The sequence below is a fragment of the Escherichia sp. R1 genome (assembly GCF_003000935.1).
Lineage (GTDB): Bacteria > Pseudomonadota > Gammaproteobacteria > Enterobacterales > Enterobacteriaceae > Escherichia > Escherichia coli.
The window spans coordinates 1-20,539 of the sequence record NZ_PSRU01000025.1 but is presented as its reverse complement, the minus strand read 5'-3'; the positions used below and the strand labels follow the sequence as shown (position 1 = coordinate 20,539).

Here is a 20,539-nt window from a genome sequence, read left to right as displayed (position 1 = left end):
GGAGCGTCGCTGATGTTACAACCAAAGCGTACAAAATTCCGTAAAATGCACAAAGGCCGTAACCGCGGTCTGGCGCAGGGTACGGATGTTAGCTTCGGCAGCTTCGGTCTGAAAGCTGTTGGCCGTGGTCGTCTGACTGCACGTCAGATCGAAGCAGCACGTCGTGCTATGACCCGTGCAGTTAAGCGTCAAGGTAAGATCTGGATCCGTGTGTTCCCGGACAAACCGATCACTGAAAAGCCGCTGGCAGTGCGTATGGGTAAAGGTAAAGGTAACGTGGAGTATTGGGTTGCCTTGATTCAGCCGGGTAAAGTCCTGTATGAAATGGACGGTGTTCCGGAAGAGCTGGCCCGTGAAGCATTCAAGCTGGCAGCAGCGAAACTGCCGATTAAAACCACCTTTGTAACTAAGACGGTGATGTAATGAAAGCAAAAGAGCTGCGTGAGAAGAGCGTTGAAGAGCTGAACACCGAGCTGCTGAACCTGCTGCGTGAGCAGTTCAACCTGCGTATGCAGGCTGCAAGTGGCCAGCTGCAACAGTCTCACCTGTTGAAGCAAGTGCGTCGCGATGTCGCACGCGTTAAGACTTTACTGAACGAGAAGGCGGGTGCGTAATGACCGATAAAATCCGTACTCTGCAAGGTCGCGTTGTTAGCGACAAAATGGAGAAATCCATTGTTGTTGCTATCGAACGTTTTGTGAAACACCCGATCTACGGTAAATTCATCAAGCGTACGACCAAACTGCACGTACATGACGAGAACAACGAATGCGGTATCGGTGACGTGGTTGAAATCCGCGAATGCCGTCCGCTGTCCAAGACTAAATCCTGGACGCTGGTTCGCGTTGTAGAGAAAGCGGTTCTGTAATACAGTACACTCTCTCGATACGAATAAACGGCTCAGAAATGAGCCGTTTATTTTTTCTACCCATATCCTTGAAGCGGTGTTATAATGCCGCGCCCTCGATATGGGGATTTTTAACGACCTGATTTTCGGGTCTCAGTAGTAGTTGACATTAGCGGAGCACTAAAATGATCCAAGAACAGACTATGCTGAACGTCGCCGACAACTCCGGTGCACGTCGCGTAATGTGTATCAAGGTTCTGGGTGGCTCGCACCGTCGCTACGCAGGCGTAGGCGACATCATCAAGATCACCATCAAAGAAGCAATTCCGCGTGGTAAGGTCAAAAAAGGTGATGTGCTGAAGGCGGTAGTGGTGCGCACCAAGAAGGGTGTTCGTCGCCCGGACGGTTCTGTCATTCGCTTCGATGGTAATGCTTGTGTTCTTCTGAACAACAACAGCGAGCAGCCTATCGGTACGCGTATTTTTGGGCCGGTAACTCGTGAGCTTCGTAGTGAGAAGTTCATGAAAATTATCTCTCTGGCACCAGAAGTACTCTAAGGAGCGAATCATGGCAGCGAAAATCCGTCGTGATGACGAAGTTATCGTGTTAACCGGTAAAGATAAAGGTAAACGCGGTAAAGTTAAGAATGTCCTGTCTTCCGGCAAGGTCATTGTTGAAGGTATCAACCTGGTTAAGAAACATCAGAAGCCGGTTCCGGCCCTGAACCAACCGGGTGGCATCGTTGAAAAAGAAGCCGCTATTCAGGTTTCCAACGTAGCAATCTTCAATGCGACAACCGGCAAGGCTGACCGTGTAGGCTTTAGATTCGAAGACGGTAAAAAAGTCCGTTTCTTCAAGTCTAACAGCGAAACTATCAAGTAATTTGGAGTAGTACGATGGCGAAACTGCATGATTACTACAAAGACGAAGTAGTTAAAAAACTCATGACTGAGTTTAACTACAATTCTGTCATGCAAGTCCCTCGGGTCGAGAAGATCACCCTGAACATGGGTGTTGGTGAAGCGATCGCTGACAAAAAACTGCTGGATAACGCAGCAGCAGACCTGGCAGCAATCTCCGGTCAAAAACCGCTGATCACCAAAGCACGCAAATCTGTTGCAGGCTTCAAAATCCGTCAGGGCTATCCGATCGGCTGTAAAGTAACTCTGCGTGGCGAACGCATGTGGGAGTTCTTTGAGCGCCTGATCACTATTGCTGTACCTCGTATCCGTGACTTCCGTGGCCTGTCCGCTAAGTCTTTCGACGGTCGTGGTAACTACAGCATGGGTGTCCGTGAGCAGATCATCTTCCCAGAAATCGACTACGATAAAGTCGACCGCGTTCGTGGTTTGGATATTACCATTACCACTACTGCGAAATCTGACGAAGAAGGCCGCGCTCTGCTGGCTGCCTTTGACTTCCCGTTCCGCAAGTAAGGTAGGGTTACTAAATGGCTAAGCAATCAATGAAAGCACGCGAAGTAAAACGCGTAGCTTTAGCTGATAAATACTTCGCGAAACGCGCTGAACTGAAAGCGATCATCTCTGATGTGAACGCTTCCGACGAAGATCGTTGGAACGCTGTTCTCAAGCTGCAGACTCTGCCGCGTGATTCCAGCCCGTCTCGTCAGCGTAACCGCTGCCGTCAAACAGGTCGTCCGCATGGTTTCCTGCGGAAGTTCGGGTTGAGCCGTATTAAGGTCCGTGAAGCCGCTATGCGCGGTGAAATCCCGGGTCTGAAAAAGGCTAGCTGGTAATTGTCACCAATTGAATCACGGGAGTAAAGACAGATGAGCATGCAAGATCCGATCGCGGATATGCTGACCCGTATCCGTAACGGTCAGGCCGCGAACAAAGCTGCGGTCACCATGCCTTCCTCCAAGCTGAAAGTGGCAATCGCCAACGTGCTGAAGGAAGAAGGTTTTATTGAAGATTTTAAAGTTGAAGGCGACACCAAGCCTGAACTGGAACTTACTCTGAAGTATTTCCAGGGCAAAGCTGTTGTAGAAAGCATTCAGCGTGTCAGCCGCCCAGGTCTGCGCATCTATAAACGTAAAGATGAGCTGCCGAAAGTTATGGCGGGTCTGGGTATCGCAGTTGTTTCTACCTCTAAAGGTGTTATGACTGATCGTGCAGCGCGCCAGGCTGGTCTTGGTGGCGAAATTATCTGCTACGTAGCCTAATCGGAGGAAAAAATGTCTCGTGTTGCTAAAGCACCGGTCGTTGTTCCTGCCGGCGTTGACGTAAAAATCAACGGTCAGGTTATTACGATCAAAGGTAAAAACGGCGAGCTGACTCGTACTCTCAACGATGCTGTTGAAGTTAAACATGCAGATAATACCCTGACCTTCGGTCCGCGTGATGGTTACGCAGACGGTTGGGCACAGGCTGGTACCGCGCGTGCCCTGCTGAACTCAATGGTTATCGGTGTTACCGAAGGCTTCACTAAGAAGCTGCAGCTGGTTGGTGTAGGTTACCGTGCAGCGGTTAAAGGCAATGTGATTAACCTGTCTCTGGGTTTCTCTCATCCTGTTGACCATCAGCTGCCTGCGGGTATCACTGCTGAATGTCCGACTCAGACTGAAATCGTGCTGAAAGGCGCTGATAAGCAGGTGATCGGCCAGGTTGCAGCGGATCTGCGCGCCTACCGTCGTCCTGAGCCTTATAAAGGCAAGGGTGTTCGTTACGCCGACGAAGTCGTGCGTACCAAAGAGGCTAAGAAGAAGTAAGGTAACACTATGGATAAGAAATCTGCTCGTATCCGTCGTGCGACCCGCGCACGCCGCAAGCTCCAGGAGCTGGGCGCAACTCGCCTGGTGGTACATCGTACCCCGCGTCACATTTACGCACAGGTAATTGCACCGAACGGTTCTGAAGTTCTGGTAGCTGCTTCTACTGTAGAAAAAGCTATCGCTGAACAACTGAAGTACACCGGTAACAAAGACGCGGCTGCAGCTGTGGGTAAAGCTGTCGCTGAACGCGCTCTGGAAAAAGGCATCAAAGATGTATCCTTTGACCGTTCCGGGTTCCAATATCATGGTCGTGTCCAGGCACTGGCAGATGCTGCCCGTGAAGCTGGCCTTCAGTTCTAAGGTAGAGGTGTAAGATGGCTCACATCGAAAAACAAGCTGGCGAACTGCAGGAAAAGCTGATCGCGGTAAACCGCGTATCTAAAACCGTTAAAGGTGGTCGTATTTTCTCCTTCACAGCTCTGACTGTAGTTGGCGATGGTAACGGTCGCGTTGGTTTTGGTTACGGTAAAGCGCGTGAAGTTCCAGCAGCGATCCAGAAAGCGATGGAAAAAGCCCGTCGCAATATGATTAACGTCGCGCTGAATAACGGTACTCTGCAACACCCTGTTAAAGGTGTTCATACGGGTTCTCGCGTATTCATGCAGCCGGCTTCCGAAGGTACCGGTATCATCGCCGGTGGTGCAATGCGCGCCGTTCTGGAAGTCGCTGGGGTTCATAACGTTCTGGCTAAAGCGTATGGTTCCACCAACCCGATTAACGTGGTTCGTGCAACTATCGATGGCCTGGAAAATATGAATTCTCCAGAAATGGTCGCTGCCAAGCGTGGTAAATCCGTTGAAGAAATTCTGGGGAAATAAACCATGGCAAAGACTATTAAAATTACTCAAACCCGCAGTGCAATCGGTCGTCTGCCGAAACACAAGGCAACGCTGCTTGGCCTGGGTCTGCGTCGTATTGGTCACACCGTAGAGCGCGAGGATACTCCTGCTATTCGCGGTATGATCAACGCGGTTTCCTTCATGGTTAAAGTTGAGGAGTAAGAGATGCGTTTAAATACTCTGTCTCCGGCCGAAGGCTCCAAAAAGGCGGGTAAACGCCTGGGTCGTGGTATCGGTTCTGGCCTCGGTAAAACCGGTGGTCGTGGTCACAAAGGTCAGAAATCTCGTTCTGGCGGTGGCGTACGTCGCGGTTTCGAGGGTGGTCAGATGCCTCTGTACCGTCGTCTGCCGAAATTCGGCTTCACTTCTCGTAAAGCAGCGATTACAGCCGAAGTTCGTCTGTCTGACCTGGCTAAAGTAGAAGGCGGTGTTGTAGACCTGAACACGCTGAAAGCGGCTAACATTATCGGTATCCAGATCGAGTTCGCGAAAGTGATCCTGGCTGGCGAAGTAACGACTCCGGTAACTGTTCGTGGCCTGCGTGTTACTAAAGGCGCTCGTGCTGCTATCGAAGCTGCTGGCGGTAAAATCGAGGAATAAGTAGCAGATGGCTAAACAACCGGGATTAGATTTTCAAAGTGCCAAAGGTGGCTTAGGCGAGCTGAAACGCAGACTGCTGTTTGTTATCGGTGCGCTGATTGTGTTCCGTATTGGCTCTTTTATTCCGATCCCTGGTATTGATGCCGCTGTACTTGCCAAACTGCTTGAGCAACAGCGAGGCACCATCATTGAGATGTTTAACATGTTCTCTGGTGGTGCTCTCAGCCGTGCTTCTATCTTTGCTCTGGGGATCATGCCGTATATTTCGGCGTCGATCATTATCCAGCTACTGACGGTGGTTCATCCAACGTTGGCAGAAATTAAGAAAGAAGGGGAGTCTGGTCGTCGTAAGATCAGCCAGTACACCCGCTACGGTACTCTGGTGCTGGCAATATTCCAGTCGATCGGTATTGCTACCGGTCTGCCGAATATGCCTGGTATGCAAGGCCTGGTCATTAACCCGGGCTTTGCATTCTACTTCACCGCTGTTGTAAGTCTGGTCACAGGAACCATGTTCCTGATGTGGTTGGGCGAACAGATCACTGAACGAGGTATCGGCAACGGTATTTCAATCATTATCTTCGCCGGTATTGTCGCGGGACTCCCGCCAGCCATTGCCCATACTATCGAGCAAGCGCGTCAAGGCGACCTGCACTTCCTCGTGTTGCTGTTGGTTGCAGTATTAGTATTTGCAGTGACGTTCTTTGTTGTATTTGTTGAGCGTGGTCAACGCCGCATTGTGGTAAACTACGCGAAACGTCAGCAAGGTCGTCGTGTCTATGCTGCACAGAGCACACATTTACCGCTGAAAGTGAATATGGCGGGGGTAATCCCGGCAATCTTCGCTTCCAGTATTATTCTGTTCCCGGCGACCATCGCGTCATGGTTCGGGGGCGGTACTGGTTGGAACTGGCTGACAACAATTTCGCTGTATTTGCAGCCTGGGCAACCGCTTTATGTGTTACTCTATGCGTCTGCAATCATCTTCTTCTGTTTCTTCTACACGGCGTTGGTTTTCAACCCGCGTGAAACAGCAGATAACCTGAAGAAGTCCGGTGCATTTGTACCAGGAATTCGTCCGGGAGAGCAAACGGCGAAGTATATCGATAAAGTAATGACCCGCCTGACCTTGGTTGGTGCGCTGTACATTACCTTTATCTGCCTGATCCCGGAGTTCATGCGTGATGCAATGAAAGTACCGTTCTACTTCGGTGGGACCTCACTGCTTATCGTTGTTGTCGTGATTATGGACTTTATGGCTCAAGTGCAAACTCTGATGATGTCCAGTCAGTATGAGTCTGCATTGAAGAAGGCGAACCTGAAAGGCTACGGCCGATAATTGGTCGCCCGAGAAGTTACGGAGAGTAAAAATGAAAGTTCGTGCTTCCGTCAAGAAATTATGCCGTAACTGCAAAATCGTTAAGCGTGATGGTGTCATCCGTGTGATTTGCAGTGCCGAGCCGAAGCATAAACAGCGCCAAGGCTGATTTTTTCGCATATTTTTCTTGCAAAGTTGGGTTGAGCTGGCTAGATTAGCCAGCCAATCTTTTGTATGTCTGTGCGTTTCCATTTGAGTATCCTGAAAACGGGCTTTTCAGCATGGAACGTACATATTAAATAGTAGGAGTGCATAGTGGCCCGTATAGCAGGCATTAACATTCCTGATCATAAGCATGCCGTAATCGCATTAACTTCGATTTATGGCGTCGGCAAGACCCGTTCTAAAGCCATCCTGGCTGCAGCGGGTATCGCTGAAGATGTTAAGATCAGTGAGCTGTCTGAAGGACAAATCGACACGCTGCGTGACGAAGTTGCCAAATTTGTCGTTGAAGGTGATCTGCGCCGTGAAATCAGCATGAGCATCAAGCGCCTGATGGATCTTGGTTGCTATCGCGGTTTGCGTCATCGTCGTGGTCTCCCGGTTCGCGGTCAGCGTACCAAGACCAACGCACGTACCCGTAAGGGTCCGCGCAAACCGATCAAGAAATAATCGGGGTGATTGAATAATGGCAAAGGCACCAATTCGTGCACGTAAACGTGTAAGAAAACAAGTCTCTGACGGCGTGGCTCATATCCATGCTTCTTTCAACAACACCATCGTGACTATCACTGATCGTCAGGGTAACGCGTTGGGTTGGGCAACAGCCGGTGGTTCCGGTTTCCGTGGTTCTCGCAAATCCACTCCGTTTGCAGCACAGGTTGCAGCAGAGCGTTGCGCTGACGCCGTGAAAGAATACGGCATCAAGAATCTGGAAGTTATGGTTAAAGGTCCGGGTCCAGGCCGCGAATCTACTATTCGTGCTCTGAACGCCGCAGGTTTCCGCATCACTAACATTACTGATGTGACTCCGATCCCTCATAACGGTTGTCGTCCGCCGAAAAAACGTCGCGTATAACGCCTCGTTTTCCAGGTTTGTTGGAGAAAGAAAATGGCAAGATATTTGGGTCCTAAGCTCAAGCTGAGCCGTCGTGAGGGCACCGACTTATTCCTTAAGTCTGGCGTTCGCGCGATCGATACCAAGTGTAAAATTGAACAAGCTCCTGGCCAGCACGGTGCGCGTAAACCGCGTCTGTCTGACTATGGTGTGCAGTTGCGTGAAAAGCAAAAAGTTCGCCGTATCTATGGTGTGCTGGAGCGTCAGTTCCGTAACTACTACAAAGAAGCAGCACGTCTGAAAGGCAACACCGGTGAAAACCTGTTGGCTCTGCTGGAAGGTCGTCTGGACAACGTTGTATACCGTATGGGCTTCGGTGCCACTCGTGCAGAAGCACGTCAGCTGGTTAGCCATAAAGCAATTATGGTAAACGGTCGTGTTGTTAACATCGCTTCTTATCAGGTTAGTCCGAATGACGTTGTAAGCATTCGTGAGAAAGCGAAGAAGCAGTCTCGCGTGAAAGCCGCTCTGGAGCTGGCTGAGCAGCGTGAAAAGCCAACCTGGTTGGAAGTTGATGCTGGCAAGATGGAAGGTACGTTTAAGCGTAAGCCGGAGCGTTCTGATCTGTCTGCGGACATTAACGAACACCTGATCGTCGAGCTTTACTCCAAGTAAAGCTTAGTACCAAAGAGAGGACACAATGCAGGGTTCTGTGACAGAGTTTCTAAAACCGCGCCTGGTTGATATCGAGCAAGTGAGTTCGACGCACGCCAAGGTGACCCTTGAGCCTTTAGAGCGTGGCTTTGGCCATACTCTGGGTAACGCACTGCGCCGTATTCTGCTCTCATCGATGCCGGGTTGCGCGGTGACCGAGGTTGAGATTGATGGTGTACTACATGAGTACAGCACCAAAGAAGGCGTTCAGGAAGATATCCTGGAAATCCTGCTCAACCTGAAAGGGCTGGCGGTGAGAGTTCAGGGCAAAGATGAAGTTATTCTTACCTTGAATAAATCTGGCATTGGCCCTGTGACTGCAGCCGATATCACCCACGACGGTGATGTCGAAATCGTCAAGCCGCAGCACGTGATCTGCCACCTGACCGATGAGAACGCGTCTATTAGCATGCGTATCAAAGTTCAGCGCGGTCGTGGTTATGTGCCGGCTTCTACCCGAATTCATTCGGAAGAAGATGAGCGCCCAATCGGCCGTCTGCTGGTCGACGCATGCTACAGCCCTGTGGAGCGTATTGCCTACAATGTTGAAGCAGCGCGTGTAGAACAGCGTACCGACCTGGACAAGCTGGTCATCGAAATGGAAACCAACGGCACAATCGATCCTGAAGAGGCGATTCGTCGTGCGGCAACCATTCTGGCTGAACAACTGGAAGCTTTCGTTGACTTACGTGATGTACGTCAGCCTGAAGTGAAAGAAGAGAAACCAGAGTTCGATCCGATCCTGCTGCGCCCTGTTGACGATCTGGAATTGACTGTCCGCTCTGCTAACTGCCTTAAAGCAGAAGCTATCCACTATATCGGTGATCTGGTACAGCGTACCGAGGTTGAGCTCCTTAAAACGCCTAACCTTGGTAAAAAATCTCTTACTGAGATTAAAGACGTGCTGGCTTCCCGTGGACTGTCTCTGGGCATGCGCCTGGAAAACTGGCCACCGGCAAGCATCGCTGACGAGTAACCGGATCACAGGTTAAGGTTTTACTGAGAAGGATAAGGTCATGCGCCATCGTAAGAGTGGTCGTCAACTGAACCGCAACAGCAGCCATCGCCAGGCTATGTTCCGCAATATGGCAGGTTCACTGGTTCGTCATGAAATCATCAAGACGACTCTGCCTAAAGCGAAAGAGCTGCGCCGCGTAGTTGAGCCGCTGATTACTCTTGCCAAGACTGATAGCGTTGCTAATCGTCGTCTGGCATTCGCCCGTACTCGTGATAACGAGATCGTGGCAAAACTGTTTAACGAACTGGGCCCGCGTTTCGCGAGCCGTGCCGGTGGTTACACTCGTATTCTGAAGTGTGGCTTCCGTGCAGGCGACAATGCGCCGATGGCTTACATCGAGCTGGTTGATCGTTCAGAGAAAGCAGAAGCTGCTGCAGAGTAATCTGAAGCAACGTAAAAAAACCCGCCCCGGCGGGTTTTTTTATACCCGTAGCATCCCCACTTATCTACAATAGCTGTACTCTTTTTATTCATCCCCTGGAGTATTTATGTGGTTACTTGACCAGTGGGCAGAGCGTCATATAGCAGAAGCGCAAGCGAAAGGTGAGTTTGATAACCTGGTAGGTAGCGGCGAACCATTGATACTGGATGATGATTCTCATGTGCCACCGGAATTACGTGCGGGGTATCGCTTGCTGAAGAATGCTGGTTGCTTACCGCCAGAACTTGAGCATAGGAGGGAAGCAATACAGCTTCTGGATATTCTCAAAGGTATCCGTCATGATGATCCGCAATATCAAGAGGTTAGTCGTCGATTGTCATTACTGGAATTGAAGCTGCGACAAGCTGGATTGAGTACCGATTTTTTACGCGGCGATTATGCTGACAAGTTGTTGAACAAAATCAACGATAACTAGTGGAGTATGTATGTATCGCATTGGTGAGCTGGCAAAAATGGCGGAAGTAACACCCGACACGATTCGTTATTACGAAAAGCAGCAGATGATGGAGCATGAAGTACGCACCGAAGGTGGGTTTCGCCTGTATACCGAAAGCGATCTCCAGCGATTGAAATTTATCCGCCATGCCAGACAACTAGGTTTCAGTCTGGAGTCGATCCGCGAGTTGCTGTCGATCCGTATCGATCCGGAACACCATACCTGTCAGGAGTCAAAAGGCATTGTGCAGGAACGATTGCAGGAAGTCGAAGCTCGTATAGCCGAGTTGCAGAGTATGCAGCGTTCCTTGCAACGCCTTAATGATACCTGTTGTGGGACCGCCCATAGCAGTGTTTATTGCTCGATTCTTGAAGCTCTTGAACAAGGGGCGAGTGGCGTTAAGAGTGGCTGTTGATTTTTTGCACTGGCAGGATTACACTCGCGCCGTTAAATAACCAACTGGAGTTTTTATGAGCCGATATCAGCATACTAAAGGGCAGATAAAGGATAATGCGATAGAAGCATTACTACATGATCCCTTATTCCGACAGCGAGTAGAGAAAAATAAGAAAGGGAAAGGCAGTTACATGCGAAAAGGAAAACATGGCAATCGGGGGAACTGGGAGGCCAGTGGCAAGAAAGTAAATCACTTTTTTACCACTGGCCTTCTGCTTTCAGACGCTTGTTAAGAGCGGTTATTCTGCTCTTTCAGCAAATCACGAATTTCTGTCAGTAATACTTCTTCTTTAGTTGGTGCAGGTGTTGCTGCTGCTGGTTCTTCTTTTTTCCGATTCAGTTTGTTGATTAGCTTAATCGCCATAAAGATGGCAAAGGCCACTATCAGAAAATCAAAGACGTTTTGAATGAAGACACCGTAATGCATCACAACAGCAGGGATATCCCCTTGGGCCTCGCGTAGCGTGACAGCAAACTGTTTAAAGTCGATCCCGCCAATTAATAAGCCCAGAGGTGGCATGATGATATCGGCAACCAGTGAAGATACAATCTTCCCGAATGCCGCTCCGATAATGACACCCACTGCCAAATCCACCACGTTCCCGCGCATCGCAAATTCGCGAAATTCTTTAATAATGCTCATGTTATTCTCCCTATGAAGCCGACAACCATAAGTCTAACAAATGTTAAGCCATTTTCCTGCCAGGAATGGATTTAATTAATCCTTAATAATCAAAGGGAAATAATAAGGCGTCATTAGACGCCTTATTAATTACAAGAAGAAAGGACTTGGCTGGAAGAGTCTTTCGACGTCGGTAATAAACTTTTTATCTGTGAGGAACATAATTACGTGATCGCCTTGCTCAATGCGCAGATTGTCATTGGCAATCATCACATCGTTTCCACGTACCACCGCTCCAATAATCGTTCCTGGCGGTAGCTTGATTTCGTCAATGACTCTGCCGACAACGCGTGAGGTGCTTTCATCACCGTGAGCAACGGCTTCAATAGCTTCTGCTACGCCGCGGCGTAATGAGGAAACACCAACAATATCTGCTTTTCGCACATGGCTAAGCAACGCAGAAATAGTTGCTTGTTGTGGTGAAATCGCAATATCGATCACGCTCTCCTGAACCAGATCCACATAAGCGCGACGTTGGATCAATACCATCACCTTTTTCGCACCCATACGTTTGGCAAGCATGGCGGACATGATATTGGCCTCGTCATCGTTGGTGACGGCAATAAACAGATCAACTTGATCGATATGTTCTTCGGCCAGCAGTTCTTGATCCGACGCATCACCAAAAAAGACGATCGTATTCTGCAACTTTTCCGCCAGTTCGGCAGCGCGCTGCTGATTACGTTCGATGAGTTTAACGCTGTAATCTTTTTCCAGACGACGCGCCAGCCCTGCACCGATATTACCGCCACCAACCAGCATGATCCGCTTATACGGTTTTTCCAGTCGCTGTAATTCACTCATCACCGCGCGGATATGCTGTGAAGCGGCAATAAAGAACACTTCATCACCAGCTTCAACAATGGTCGAACCTTGCGGACGAATGGGGCGATCGTGGCGGAAAATTGCTGCCACACGAGTATCGATATGTGGCATATGTTCGCGCATGGTCGAAAGTGCATTACCAATCAGCGGGCCGCCATAATAGGCTTTAACCACAGCCAGGCTGACTTTACCCTCAGCGAAGTTCACCACCTGCAATGCGCCGGGATACTCAATCAGTCGGTAAATATTATCGATAACCAACTGCTCTGGTGCGATCAGATGATCAATCGGAACAGCATCTGAATGAAATAGCTTATCGGCATCGCGCACGTAGTCTGGTGAGCGGATACGAGCGATGCGATTAGGGGTGTTGAAAAGTGAGTAGGCTACCTGGCAGGCAACCATATTGGTTTCATCTGAACTGGTTACAGCAACCAGCATATCGGCGTCGTCGGCACCTGCCTCCCGCAATACGCGTGGATGAGAGCCATGCCCCTGCACGACTCGCAGGTCAAATTTATCCTGTAAGGTCCGCAGACGCTCACCGTTGGTATCGACAACAGTAATATCGTTGTTCTCGCCAACCAGGTTTTCCGCCAGTGTGCCGCCAACCTGGCCGGCACCCAGAATGATAATTTTCATCAGTCGCGACCCGTTATCTCATCACTTTTTGATTAGCTTAGCGTAAAAGAAGCCGTCGCCCTCTTCGGCACCGGGCAAATTTTGTTTACCCGGTTGCTCTGGTGTTCCTGTTTCGCAAAGTTCGGCATCAGCGGTACGTTGCAAAAAGGCTTTAATCTGCAGGCTATTCTCTTCCGGTAACATCGAACAGGTGGCATAGACCAGGGTTCCTCCGGATTTTAAATGCGACCAGATGGCGTCGAGAATTTCAGACTGCAACTGCGCGAGTTCTGGGATATCGCGATCGCGGCGTAACCATTTAATATCCGGATGGCGACGAATTACACCAGTTGCCGAACAAGGTGCATCTAATAAAATGCGATCGAACTGTTGCTCACCACACCATTGGGAAGGGTAACGGCCATCACCTTGTTTTACGGTTGCCTTCATACCAAGGCGTTTTAAATTGTCGTAAACGCGAGAGAGGCGCTGCTCATCAATATCGACCGCCAGAACTTGCGCCTCTGGAGCAACCTCAAGAATATGCGTTGTTTTACCGCCTGGGGCGGCGCAAAGATCCAGAATGTGTTCACCATTTTGTGGAGCAAGCCAGGTCATGCAACCTTGTGCTGAAGCATCCTGAACGGTAACCCATCCTTCTTCAAAACCGGGTAGCGCATGAACAGGTGCAGGTGTTTCCAGCTGTACAGCATCAGGGTAATCCGCATGCGGGAAACCTTTCATTCCTGCTTCATCCAGCAATGCAAGCCAGCTGTCGCGGGAATGATGCGTACGATTAACGCGCAGCCACATTGGCGGACGCTGGTTATTGGCTTCGACGATGGATTGCCACTGCTCGGGATACGCCTTTTGCAGACGCTTCAGCAACCAGGAAGGATGCAGATAACGTGCATCACTGGCATTAAACTCGGCTAATAACTCATCTTGCTGACGCTGGAACTGACGTAATACACCGTTAATCAATCCCTTAAGTTGCGGGCGCTTAATTGCAACTGCGCCTTCAACCGTTTCAGCCAGCGCGGCATGAGGTGGAATGCGGGTATAAAGCAGTTGATACAAACCAACCATAATCAGGTAATGAACAGTACGCTGTTTGCCTGTCATCGGACGGGCCATTAGCTTATTAATCAGCCAGTCTAACTGTGAGAGCGTACGCAGTACGCCAAAGCATAACTCCTGGAGAAGAGCTTTATCTTTATCGGAAACTTTTTGCTGGAGCGGTGGCAGAATGTTGCTCAGTGATTGCCCTTGCTCAACGACTTGTTCAATGGCCTGGGCCGCCATGCTACGTAAATTACGTTGTTTTTTCATAAGTATAAATATAAAGATGCCCGGTAAGACCGGGCTTAGAAGAGTGGACTATCAGGCCAGACGGTTGCCCGGTACAAACCATTCCCGACGAGAATTCAGGAGGTCTTGCACGCTCATCGCTTTCTTACCTGCAGGTTGCATTGAGAGCAGATTCAGGATGCCATCACCTGTCGCTACCTGAATGCCTTGTTTATTGGCTTCAAGGATTGTTCCTGGCGCAGCCTTTGTTGTCGTATCGATGACAGATGCTTTCCAGACTTTAACCGGCTGCCCTTCAATTTCCAGCCAGCTCATTGGCCATGGATTGAAAGCGCGAATGCAACGTTCAAGCTGTGCTGCCGAAAGTGACCAGTCAATACGCGCTTCTTCTTTACTCAACTTTTCGGCGTAAGTGACAAGAGTTTCGTCCTGAACTTCTGGTTTCGCCGTGCCGTCTGCCAGTTGTTTCAACGTAGTAATAAGCCCTTGTGGGCCAAGCTCTGCCAGTTTGTCGTACAGCGTACCACTGGTATCTTCTGCAGTAATCGGGCAGGAGAGCTTATAAAGCATGTCACCGGTGTCTAAACCAACATCCATTTGCATAATGGTCACACCAGTTTCTGCATCACCCGCCCATAGTGAGCGTTGGATTGGTGCAGCACCGCGCCAGCGTGGCAGCAGTGAACCATGAACGTTGATACAGCCAAGACGCGGCATCTCCAGCACAGCTTTAGGCAGAATTAAACCATAGGCGACGACGACCATAACATCAGCCTGCAGATCGGCGACCAGTTGCTGGTTTTCTTGTGGACGCAGGGAAACAGGTTGAAAAACGGGCAGACCTTTGTCCTCAGCCAGAACTTTAACCGGGCTGGGCATCAGTTTTTTACCGCGTCCTGCCGGTCGGTCTGGCTGGGTAAACACGCCAACGATGTTATGACCAGAAGACAACAGCGCGTCGAGATGACGCGCTGCAAAGTCAGGTGTACCCGCAAAAATAATACGTAGTGATTCTGACACGTTAATTCTTATCCTTAAGCCCGGGCTTTCAGACGATCCAGTTTTTCAACTTTCTGACGAATACGTTGTTGTTTCAGCGGTGACAGATAATCCATAAACAGTTTGCCGACCAGGTGATCCATCTCATGCTGAATACAGATGGCTAACAGACCGTCTGCTTCCAGTTCAAATGGTTTACCGTCGCGGTCCAGGGCGCGAATTTTAACTTTCTCTGCGCGTGGCACTAAAGCACGTTGTTCAGGGATCGACAGGCAACCTTCTTCAATGCCTGTTTCGCCGCTTTTTTCTAAAAGCTCCGGATTGATTAACACCAGCCGTTCGTCACGGTTTTCCGAAACATCAATTACAATGATACGTTGATGGATATCAACCTGGGTTGCCGCCAGGCCAATACCTTCTTCTGCGTACATCGTCTCGAACATATCATCGACGATACGCTGAATTTCTGCATTCACTTCTTCTACCGGTTTAGCAACTTTGCGAAGCCGCTCGTCCGGAATATGTAACACTTGCAAAACTGACATAAATCTCCAGAGATGTGTTCAGGAGTTAGAAAGATTATTTCTTCTATTCTAGACAAATCCCCCTCTGATTGACAGCATCACTGACCAATCGCAAAGATTGCTAAGGCTGCTTATGGCAGGGAGATAAGGATGGTCGATACAGAAATTTGGCTGCGTTTAATTAGCATCAGCAGCTTGTATGGCGATGATATGGTCCGTATAGCTCACTGGCTGGCAAAACAGTCGCATATTGATGCGGTTGTATTGCAGCAAACAGGGCTTACATTGCGGCAGGCACAACGCTTTCTTTCATTTCCGCGAAAGAGTATCGAAAGCTCACTTTGTTGGTTGGAGCAACCCAACCATCATTTAATCCCTGCGGACAGCGAATTTTATCCTCCTCAACTTCTGGCGACGACAGATTACCCCGGCGCACTGTTTGTTGAAGGAGAACTGCACGCGTTGCATTCATTTCAGCTTGCCGTAGTGGGGAGTCGGGCGCATTCATGGTATGGCGAGCGATGGGGACGATTATTTTGCGAAACTCTGGCGACGCGTGGAGTGACAATTACGAGTGGACTGGCGCGTGGAATCGATGGTGTGGCGCATAAAGCGGCCTTACAGGTAAATGGCGTTAGCATTGCTGTATTGGGGAATGGACTTAATACCATTCATCCCCGCCGCCATGCTCCACTGGCTGCCAGTCTACTTGAGCAAGGTGGTGCTCTCGTCTCGGAATTTCCCCTCGATGTTCCACCCCTTGCTTACAATTTCCCACGAAGAAATCGCATTATCAGTGGTCTAAGTAAAGGTGTACTGGTGGTGGAAGCGGCTTTGCGCAGTGGTTCGCTGGTGACAGCACGTTGTGCGCTTGAGCAGGGGCGTGAAGTTTTTGCTTTGCCAGGTCCAATAGGGAATCCGGGAAGCGAAGGGCCTCACTGGTTAATAAAACAAGGTGCGATTCTTGTGACGGAACCGGAAGAAATTCTGGAAAACTTGCAATTTGGATTGCACTGGTTGCCAGACGCCCCTGAAAATTCATTTTATTCACCAGATCAGGAAGACGTGGCATTGCCATTTCCTGAGCTCCTGGCTAACGTAGGAGATGAGGTAACACCTGTTGACGTCGTCGCTGAACGTGCCGGCCAACCTGTGCCAGAGGTAGTTACTCAACTACTCGAACTGGAGTTAGCAGGATGGATCGCAGCTGTACCCGGCGGCTATGTCCGATTGAGGAGGGCATGCCATGTTCGACGTACTAATGTATTTGTTTGAAACCTATATTCACACAGAAGCTGAGTTGCGTGTGGATCAAGACAAACTTGAACAGGATCTTACCGACGCAGGATTTGATCGAGAAGATATCTACAATGCCCTGCTTTGGCTGGAAAAGCTTGCGGATTATCAGGAAGGACTGGCAGAACCGATGCAACTGGCCTCTGATCCACTCTCCATGCGTATTTATACCCCTGAAGAGTGTGAAAGACTGGATGCCAGCTGTCGTGGTTTTCTGCTTTTCCTTGAGCAAATTCAGGTGCTTAACCTTGAAACCCGTGAAATGGTGATAGAGCGAGTGCTCGCGCTGGATACCGCTGAGTTCGACCTGGAAGACCTGAAATGGGTAATCCTGATGGTGTTGTTCAATATTCCGGGCTGCGAAAATGCGTACCAGCAAATGGAAGAATTACTCTTTGAAGTGAATGAAGGTATGCTGCATTAATCATTTCTTTAATTCAGCATAAGTAGTTATGGCGAAATCAGCACTGTTCACGGTGCGTAATAATGAGTCCTGCCCAAAGTGCGGGGCTGAACTAGTTATTCGATCCGGGAAACACGGTCCGTTTCTTGGATGCTCACAGTATCCGGCGTGTGACTACGTCCGTCCTCTGAAATCTTCAGCGGATGGACATATTGTCAAAGTTCTGGAGGGGCAGGTTTGCCCTGCATGTGGCGCAAATCTGGTATTACGCCAGGGACGCTTTGGTATGTTTATTGGTTGCAGTAACTACCCTGAATGCGAACATACCGAACTTATCGATAAACCGGACGAAACAGCAATTACATGCCCCCAATGCCGGACGGGCCATCTGGTTCAGCGCCGCTCCCGTTATGGCAAAACATTTCACTCCTGTGATCGCTACCCGGAGTGTCAATTTGCCATTAACTTCAAACCCATAGCTGGAGAATGCCCTGAGTGCCATTATCCGCTACTCATCGAAAAGAAAACCGCGCAGGGTGTAAAACACTTTTGTGCCAGTAAACAATGTGGAAAGCCGATTTCGGCGGAATAATAACGTGAATAATAACCTGCAAGGAGACGCTATCGCAGCTGCGATAGATGTCCTCAATGAAGAACGTGTCATCGCCTATCCAACGGAAGCCGTTTTCGGTGTCGGGTGCGATCCTGATAGCGAAACAGCAGTGATGCGACTGTTGGAGTTAAAACAGCGTCCGGTTGATAAGGGGCTGATTCTAATCGCCGCAAATTACGAGCAGCTTAAACCCTATATTGATGACACCATGCTGACTGACGCGCAGCGTGAAACTATATTTTCTCGCTGGCCAGGTCCTGTCACCTTTGTTTTTCCCGCGCCTGCGACAACACCGCGCTGGTTGACGGGCCGCTTTGATTCGCTTGCTGTACGAGTCACCGACCATCCGTTGGTGGTTGCTTTGTGCCAGGCTTATGGTAAACCGCTGGTTTCTACCAGTGCCAACTTGAGTGGATTGCCACCTTGTCGAACAGTAGACGAAGTTCGCGCACAATTTGGCGCGGCGTTCCCGGTTGTGCCTGGTGAAACGGGGGGGCGTTTAAATCCTTCAGAAATCCGCGATGCCCTGACGGGTGAACTGTTTCGACAGGGGTAACATAATGGAAACCTATGCTGTTTTTGGTAATCCGATAGCCCACAGCAAATCGCCATTCATTCATCAGCAATTTGCTCAGCAACTGAATATTGAACATCCCTATGGACGCGTGTTGGCACCCATCAATGATTTCATCAACACACTGAACGCTTTCTTTAGTGCTGGTGGTAAAGGTGCGAATGTGACGGTACCTTTTAAAGAAGAGGCTTTTGCCAGAGCGGATGAGCTTACTGAACGGGCAGCGTTGGCTGGTGCTGTTAATACCCTCAAGCGGTTAGAAGATGGACGCCTGCTGGGTGACAATACCGATGGTATAGGTTTGTTAAGCGATCTGGAACGTCTGTCTTTTATCCGTCCTGGTTTACGTATTCTGCTCATTGGCGCTGGTGGAGCATCTCGCGGCGTACTACTGCCACTCCTTTCCCTGGACTGTGCGGTGACAATCACTAATCGGACGGTATCTCGCGCAGAAGAGTTGACTAAATTGTTTGCGCACACTGGCAGTATTCAGGCGTTGGGTATGGACGAACTGGAAGGTCATGAGTTTGATCTCATTATTAATGCAACATCCAGTGGCATCAGTGGTGATATTCCGGCGATCCCGTCATCGCTCATTCATCCAGGCATTTATTGCTATGACATGTTCTATCAGAAAGGAAAAACTCCTTTTCTGGCATGGTGTGAGCAGCGAGGCTCAAAGCGTAATGCTGATGGTTTAGGAATGCTGGTGGCACAGGCGGCTCATGCCTTCCTTCTTTGGCATGGCGTTCTGCCTGATGTAGAACCGGTCATCAAACTATTGCAACAGGAATTGTCAGCGTGAATCAGGCCATCCAGTTTCCGGATAGGGAAGAGTGGGACGAGAATAAAAGATGTGTATGTTTTCCCGCTCTCGTGAATGGTATGCAACTGACATGTGCGATCTCTGGCGAGAGTCTGGCGTATCGCTTTACTGGAGATACGCCAGAACAGTGGTTAGCGAGTTTTCGTCAGCATCGCTGGGACCTGGAAGAAGAAGCGGAAAACTTAATTCAGGAACAAAGTGAAGATGATCAAGGTTGGGTCTGGTTACCTTGATCCAGATATTCGTCCTTCCATTTCACGTAGTTATTTGCGGAATAGCGTAACCCAGCCTTCTCTTCATCACTTAACGGGCGGATCTGTTTGACGGGGCTACCGAGATACAGATATCCGCTCTCCAGCCGTTTATTTTGTGGGACCAGGCTACCCGCACCAATCATCACATCATCTTCTACTATTGCGCCATCAAGTAAAATTGAGCCCATCCCAACCAAAACTCGATTGCCAATGGTGCAGCCGTGGAGCATCACCTTGTGACCAACAGTGACATCTTCGCCAATGGTTAATGGGTTGCCATCTGGGTTGTACGAGGATTTATGAGTGACATGCAACATACTGCCATCCTGGATATTGGTGCGTGCTCCGATCTGTACATAATGTACATCTCCACGAATCACAACGAGCGGCCAGATCCCCACATCATCAGCCAAACGAACGTCACCAATCACGACGCTGCTATCGTCGATCATTACGCGCTGACCGATTTGTGGAAAAAGATCGCGGTATGGGCGTAAAACATCAGACATACTCACCTCAACAATAAATGATTTACTAATGACTTTGGGTGCATTATTGGCCTTGTGCAAGTCTTTTAGCATGCAAAAAAGCACCGTTTTGTGTGCGAATGCAGCAAAAAGGGTGAAAAAGCAACAAACAGAAAAAAAGATCAAAAAAGTACTTGTGCAAAAAATTGGGATCCCTATAATGCGCCTCCGTTGAGACGACAACGTGAAACACTTCACAAGATGGTCGTAACAACAAAGAGAAAAAATCCTGAAGTTCAGGGTTGACTCTGAAAGAGGAAAGCGTAATATACGCCACCTCGCGACAGTGAGCTGAAAGCCGCGTCGCAACTGCTCTTTAACAATTTATCAGACAATCTGTGTGGGCACTCGAAGATACGGATTCTTAACGTCGCAAGACGAAAAATGAATACCAAGTCTCAGGAGTGAACACGTAATTCATTACGAAGTTTAATTCTTTGAGCATCAAACTTTTAAATTGAAGAGTTTGATCATGGCTCAGATTGAACGCTGGCGGCAGGCCTAACACATGCAAGTCGAACGGTAACAGGAAGCAGCTTGCTGCTTTGCTGACGAGTGGCGGACGG

At 49.4% G+C, this 20,539-nt stretch carries 35 protein-coding genes and 1 rRNA gene; 30 read left to right on the top strand and 6 right to left on the bottom strand.

Features of this window, described 5'->3' with window-relative positions; all coding sequences use genetic code 11:
• The first annotated feature begins 12 nt into the window (after window positions 1-12).
• The 23 genes from rplP (at window position 13) to arfA (ending at window position 10,751) form a co-directional block, all read left to right on the top strand.
• The gene (gene rplP, locus C4F37_RS23755) at window positions 13-423 is read left to right on the top strand and encodes a 50S ribosomal protein L16 (protein ID WP_000941212.1); all 411 of its coding nucleotides are present in this window, start codon (window positions 13-15) and stop codon (window positions 421-423) included.
• Complete coding sequence (gene rpmC, locus C4F37_RS23750; protein WP_000644741.1) at window positions 423-614, top strand: 50S ribosomal protein L29; 192 nt, start codon at window positions 423-425, stop codon at window positions 612-614. The genes rplP and rpmC overlap by 1 nt, the downstream gene beginning before the upstream one ends.
• Window positions 614-868, top strand: coding sequence for a 30S ribosomal protein S17 (rpsQ, locus tag C4F37_RS23745; protein ID WP_000130100.1), 255 nt, complete (start codon window positions 614-616; stop codon window positions 866-868). The genes rpmC and rpsQ overlap by 1 nt, the downstream gene beginning before the upstream one ends.
• 164 nt (window positions 869-1,032) lie before the next feature.
• Complete coding sequence (rplN, locus tag C4F37_RS23740; protein WP_000613955.1) at window positions 1,033-1,404, top strand: 50S ribosomal protein L14; 372 nt, start codon at window positions 1,033-1,035, stop codon at window positions 1,402-1,404.
• Window positions 1,405-1,414: 10 nt separating this feature from the next.
• A complete protein-coding gene (gene rplX, locus C4F37_RS23735) occupies window positions 1,415-1,729 on the top strand; it encodes a 50S ribosomal protein L24 (RefSeq protein WP_000729186.1) in 315 nt (104 codons plus the stop codon).
• A gap of 14 nt (window positions 1,730-1,743) precedes the next feature.
• Complete coding sequence (rplE, locus tag C4F37_RS23730; protein ID WP_001096200.1) at window positions 1,744-2,283, top strand: 50S ribosomal protein L5; 540 nt, start codon at window positions 1,744-1,746, stop codon at window positions 2,281-2,283.
• A gap of 14 nt (window positions 2,284-2,297) precedes the next feature.
• Window positions 2,298-2,603, top strand: a complete 306-nt coding sequence (rpsN, locus tag C4F37_RS23725; protein WP_001118930.1) for a 30S ribosomal protein S14 — start codon at window positions 2,298-2,300, stop codon at window positions 2,601-2,603.
• Between the two features lie 33 nt (window positions 2,604-2,636).
• Window positions 2,637-3,029, top strand: a complete 393-nt coding sequence (gene rpsH, locus C4F37_RS23720; RefSeq protein ID WP_000062611.1) for a 30S ribosomal protein S8 — start codon at window positions 2,637-2,639, stop codon at window positions 3,027-3,029.
• 12 nt (window positions 3,030-3,041) lie between these two features.
• Window positions 3,042-3,575 (top strand): 50S ribosomal protein L6, encoded by a 534-nt coding sequence (gene rplF, locus C4F37_RS23715; protein ID WP_000091945.1) that lies wholly within the window; start codon window positions 3,042-3,044, stop codon window positions 3,573-3,575.
• 9 nt (window positions 3,576-3,584) lie between these two features.
• Window positions 3,585-3,938, top strand: a complete 354-nt coding sequence (rplR, locus tag C4F37_RS23710; protein ID WP_000358960.1) for a 50S ribosomal protein L18 — start codon at window positions 3,585-3,587, stop codon at window positions 3,936-3,938.
• A gap of 14 nt (window positions 3,939-3,952) precedes the next feature.
• The gene (rpsE, locus tag C4F37_RS23705; RefSeq protein ID WP_000940121.1) at window positions 3,953-4,456 is read left to right on the top strand and encodes a 30S ribosomal protein S5; all 504 of its coding nucleotides are present in this window, start codon (window positions 3,953-3,955) and stop codon (window positions 4,454-4,456) included.
• A gap of 3 nt (window positions 4,457-4,459) precedes the next feature.
• The gene (gene rpmD / locus C4F37_RS23700; protein ID WP_001140433.1) at window positions 4,460-4,639 is read left to right on the top strand and encodes a 50S ribosomal protein L30; all 180 of its coding nucleotides are present in this window, start codon (window positions 4,460-4,462) and stop codon (window positions 4,637-4,639) included.
• A gap of 3 nt (window positions 4,640-4,642) precedes the next feature.
• Window positions 4,643-5,077, top strand: coding sequence for a 50S ribosomal protein L15 (gene rplO, locus C4F37_RS23695; RefSeq protein WP_001238917.1), 435 nt, complete (start codon window positions 4,643-4,645; stop codon window positions 5,075-5,077).
• A gap of 7 nt (window positions 5,078-5,084) precedes the next feature.
• Window positions 5,085-6,416: a preprotein translocase subunit SecY gene (gene secY / locus C4F37_RS23690; RefSeq protein ID WP_001118861.1), complete on the top strand. Its 1,332-nt coding sequence runs from the start codon at window positions 5,085-5,087 to the stop codon at window positions 6,414-6,416.
• Between the two features lie 31 nt (window positions 6,417-6,447).
• Entirely contained in the window at window positions 6,448-6,564 is a 117-nt protein-coding gene (rpmJ, locus tag C4F37_RS23685; protein ID WP_000868187.1) for a 50S ribosomal protein L36, read from the top strand.
• Between the two features lie 146 nt (window positions 6,565-6,710).
• Window positions 6,711-7,067 carry a 30S ribosomal protein S13 gene (gene rpsM, locus C4F37_RS23680; protein ID WP_000090775.1) on the top strand — a complete coding sequence of 119 codons (357 nt, stop codon included), beginning with the start codon at window positions 6,711-6,713 and terminating at the stop codon, window positions 7,065-7,067.
• 16 nt (window positions 7,068-7,083) lie between these two features.
• Window positions 7,084-7,473 carry a 30S ribosomal protein S11 gene (rpsK, locus tag C4F37_RS23675; protein WP_001029684.1) on the top strand — a complete coding sequence of 130 codons (390 nt, stop codon included), beginning with the start codon at window positions 7,084-7,086 and terminating at the stop codon, window positions 7,471-7,473.
• A gap of 33 nt (window positions 7,474-7,506) precedes the next feature.
• Window positions 7,507-8,127 (top strand): 30S ribosomal protein S4, encoded by a 621-nt coding sequence (gene rpsD, locus C4F37_RS23670; protein ID WP_000135224.1) that lies wholly within the window; start codon window positions 7,507-7,509, stop codon window positions 8,125-8,127.
• 25 nt (window positions 8,128-8,152) lie between these two features.
• Entirely contained in the window at window positions 8,153-9,142 is a 990-nt protein-coding gene (locus C4F37_RS23665) for a DNA-directed RNA polymerase subunit alpha (RefSeq protein WP_001162094.1), read from the top strand.
• Between the two features lie 40 nt (window positions 9,143-9,182).
• Entirely contained in the window at window positions 9,183-9,566 is a 384-nt protein-coding gene (rplQ, locus tag C4F37_RS23660) for a 50S ribosomal protein L17 (protein WP_001216368.1), read from the top strand.
• Between the two features lie 106 nt (window positions 9,567-9,672).
• A complete protein-coding gene (locus C4F37_RS23655) occupies window positions 9,673-10,041 on the top strand; it encodes a DUF1992 domain-containing protein (protein WP_000266504.1) in 369 nt (122 codons plus the stop codon).
• Window positions 10,042-10,051: 10 nt separating this feature from the next.
• A complete protein-coding gene (zntR, locus tag C4F37_RS23650; protein WP_000285610.1) occupies window positions 10,052-10,477 on the top strand; it encodes a Zn(2+)-responsive transcriptional regulator in 426 nt (141 codons plus the stop codon).
• Between the two features lie 55 nt (window positions 10,478-10,532).
• Window positions 10,533-10,751 carry an alternative ribosome-rescue factor ArfA gene (gene arfA, locus C4F37_RS23645; protein ID WP_000092695.1) on the top strand — a complete coding sequence of 73 codons (219 nt, stop codon included), beginning with the start codon at window positions 10,533-10,535 and terminating at the stop codon, window positions 10,749-10,751.
• Here arfA and mscL read toward each other — a convergent pair.
• The 5 genes from mscL to def form a co-directional block, all read right to left on the bottom strand.
• Window positions 10,748-11,161 carry a large-conductance mechanosensitive channel protein MscL gene (mscL, locus tag C4F37_RS23640; protein WP_000022450.1) on the bottom strand — a complete coding sequence of 138 codons (414 nt, stop codon included), beginning with the start codon at window positions 11,159-11,161 and terminating at the stop codon, window positions 10,748-10,750. The genes arfA and mscL overlap by 4 nt on opposite strands.
• A 129-nt stretch (window positions 11,162-11,290) precedes the next feature.
• Window positions 11,291-12,667 carry a Trk system potassium transporter TrkA gene (trkA, locus tag C4F37_RS23635; RefSeq protein ID WP_001539892.1) on the bottom strand — a complete coding sequence of 459 codons (1,377 nt, stop codon included), beginning with the start codon at window positions 12,665-12,667 and terminating at the stop codon, window positions 11,291-11,293.
• Between the two features lie 21 nt (window positions 12,668-12,688).
• Window positions 12,689-13,978 carry a 16S rRNA (cytosine(967)-C(5))-methyltransferase RsmB gene (gene rsmB, locus C4F37_RS23630; RefSeq protein ID WP_000744766.1) on the bottom strand — a complete coding sequence of 430 codons (1,290 nt, stop codon included), beginning with the start codon at window positions 13,976-13,978 and terminating at the stop codon, window positions 12,689-12,691.
• A gap of 51 nt (window positions 13,979-14,029) precedes the next feature.
• Complete coding sequence (gene fmt, locus C4F37_RS23625) at window positions 14,030-14,977, bottom strand: methionyl-tRNA formyltransferase (protein WP_000004421.1); 948 nt, start codon at window positions 14,975-14,977, stop codon at window positions 14,030-14,032.
• Between the two features lie 14 nt (window positions 14,978-14,991).
• Window positions 14,992-15,501: a peptide deformylase gene (gene def / locus C4F37_RS23620; RefSeq protein ID WP_000114984.1), complete on the bottom strand. Its 510-nt coding sequence runs from the start codon at window positions 15,499-15,501 to the stop codon at window positions 14,992-14,994.
• A 129-nt stretch (window positions 15,502-15,630) separates the two neighbouring features.
• Between def and dprA the strand changes: the two genes are divergently transcribed.
• The 6 genes from dprA to C4F37_RS23590 are packed head-to-tail and all read left to right on the top strand — an operon-like array spanning window position 15,631 to window position 19,425.
• On the top strand, window positions 15,631-16,755 hold the full coding sequence (gene dprA / locus C4F37_RS23615; RefSeq protein ID WP_000228508.1) for a DNA-protecting protein DprA: 1,125 nt from the start codon (window positions 15,631-15,633) through the stop codon (window positions 16,753-16,755).
• Window positions 16,727-17,200, top strand: a complete 474-nt coding sequence (gene smg, locus C4F37_RS23610; protein ID WP_000460672.1) for a DUF494 family protein Smg — start codon at window positions 16,727-16,729, stop codon at window positions 17,198-17,200. The genes dprA and smg overlap by 29 nt, the downstream gene beginning before the upstream one ends.
• Window positions 17,201-17,228: 28 nt before the next feature.
• Window positions 17,229-17,771, top strand: coding sequence for a DNA topoisomerase family protein (locus C4F37_RS23605; RefSeq protein WP_001312137.1), 543 nt, complete (start codon window positions 17,229-17,231; stop codon window positions 17,769-17,771).
• A gap of 4 nt (window positions 17,772-17,775) precedes the next feature.
• Window positions 17,776-18,348, top strand: coding sequence for an L-threonylcarbamoyladenylate synthase type 1 TsaC (tsaC, locus tag C4F37_RS23600; RefSeq protein WP_001297709.1), 573 nt, complete (start codon window positions 17,776-17,778; stop codon window positions 18,346-18,348).
• A gap of 4 nt (window positions 18,349-18,352) precedes the next feature.
• Window positions 18,353-19,171: a shikimate dehydrogenase gene (gene aroE, locus C4F37_RS23595; protein WP_000451230.1), complete on the top strand. Its 819-nt coding sequence runs from the start codon at window positions 18,353-18,355 to the stop codon at window positions 19,169-19,171.
• Entirely contained in the window at window positions 19,168-19,425 is a 258-nt protein-coding gene (locus tag C4F37_RS23590) for a DUF1488 domain-containing protein (RefSeq protein ID WP_001070567.1), read from the top strand. The genes aroE and C4F37_RS23590 overlap by 4 nt, the downstream gene beginning before the upstream one ends.
• Here C4F37_RS23590 and C4F37_RS23585 read toward each other — a convergent pair.
• The gene (locus tag C4F37_RS23585) at window positions 19,401-19,955 is read right to left on the bottom strand and encodes a gamma carbonic anhydrase family protein (protein WP_001286216.1); all 555 of its coding nucleotides are present in this window, start codon (window positions 19,953-19,955) and stop codon (window positions 19,401-19,403) included. The two genes, C4F37_RS23590 and C4F37_RS23585, sit on opposite strands and share 25 nt — an antisense overlap.
• Window positions 19,956-20,427: 472 nt before the next feature.
• Here C4F37_RS23585 and C4F37_RS23580 point away from each other — a divergent pair.
• A 16S ribosomal RNA gene (locus C4F37_RS23580) occupies window positions 20,428-20,539 on the top strand; the annotation flags it as partial.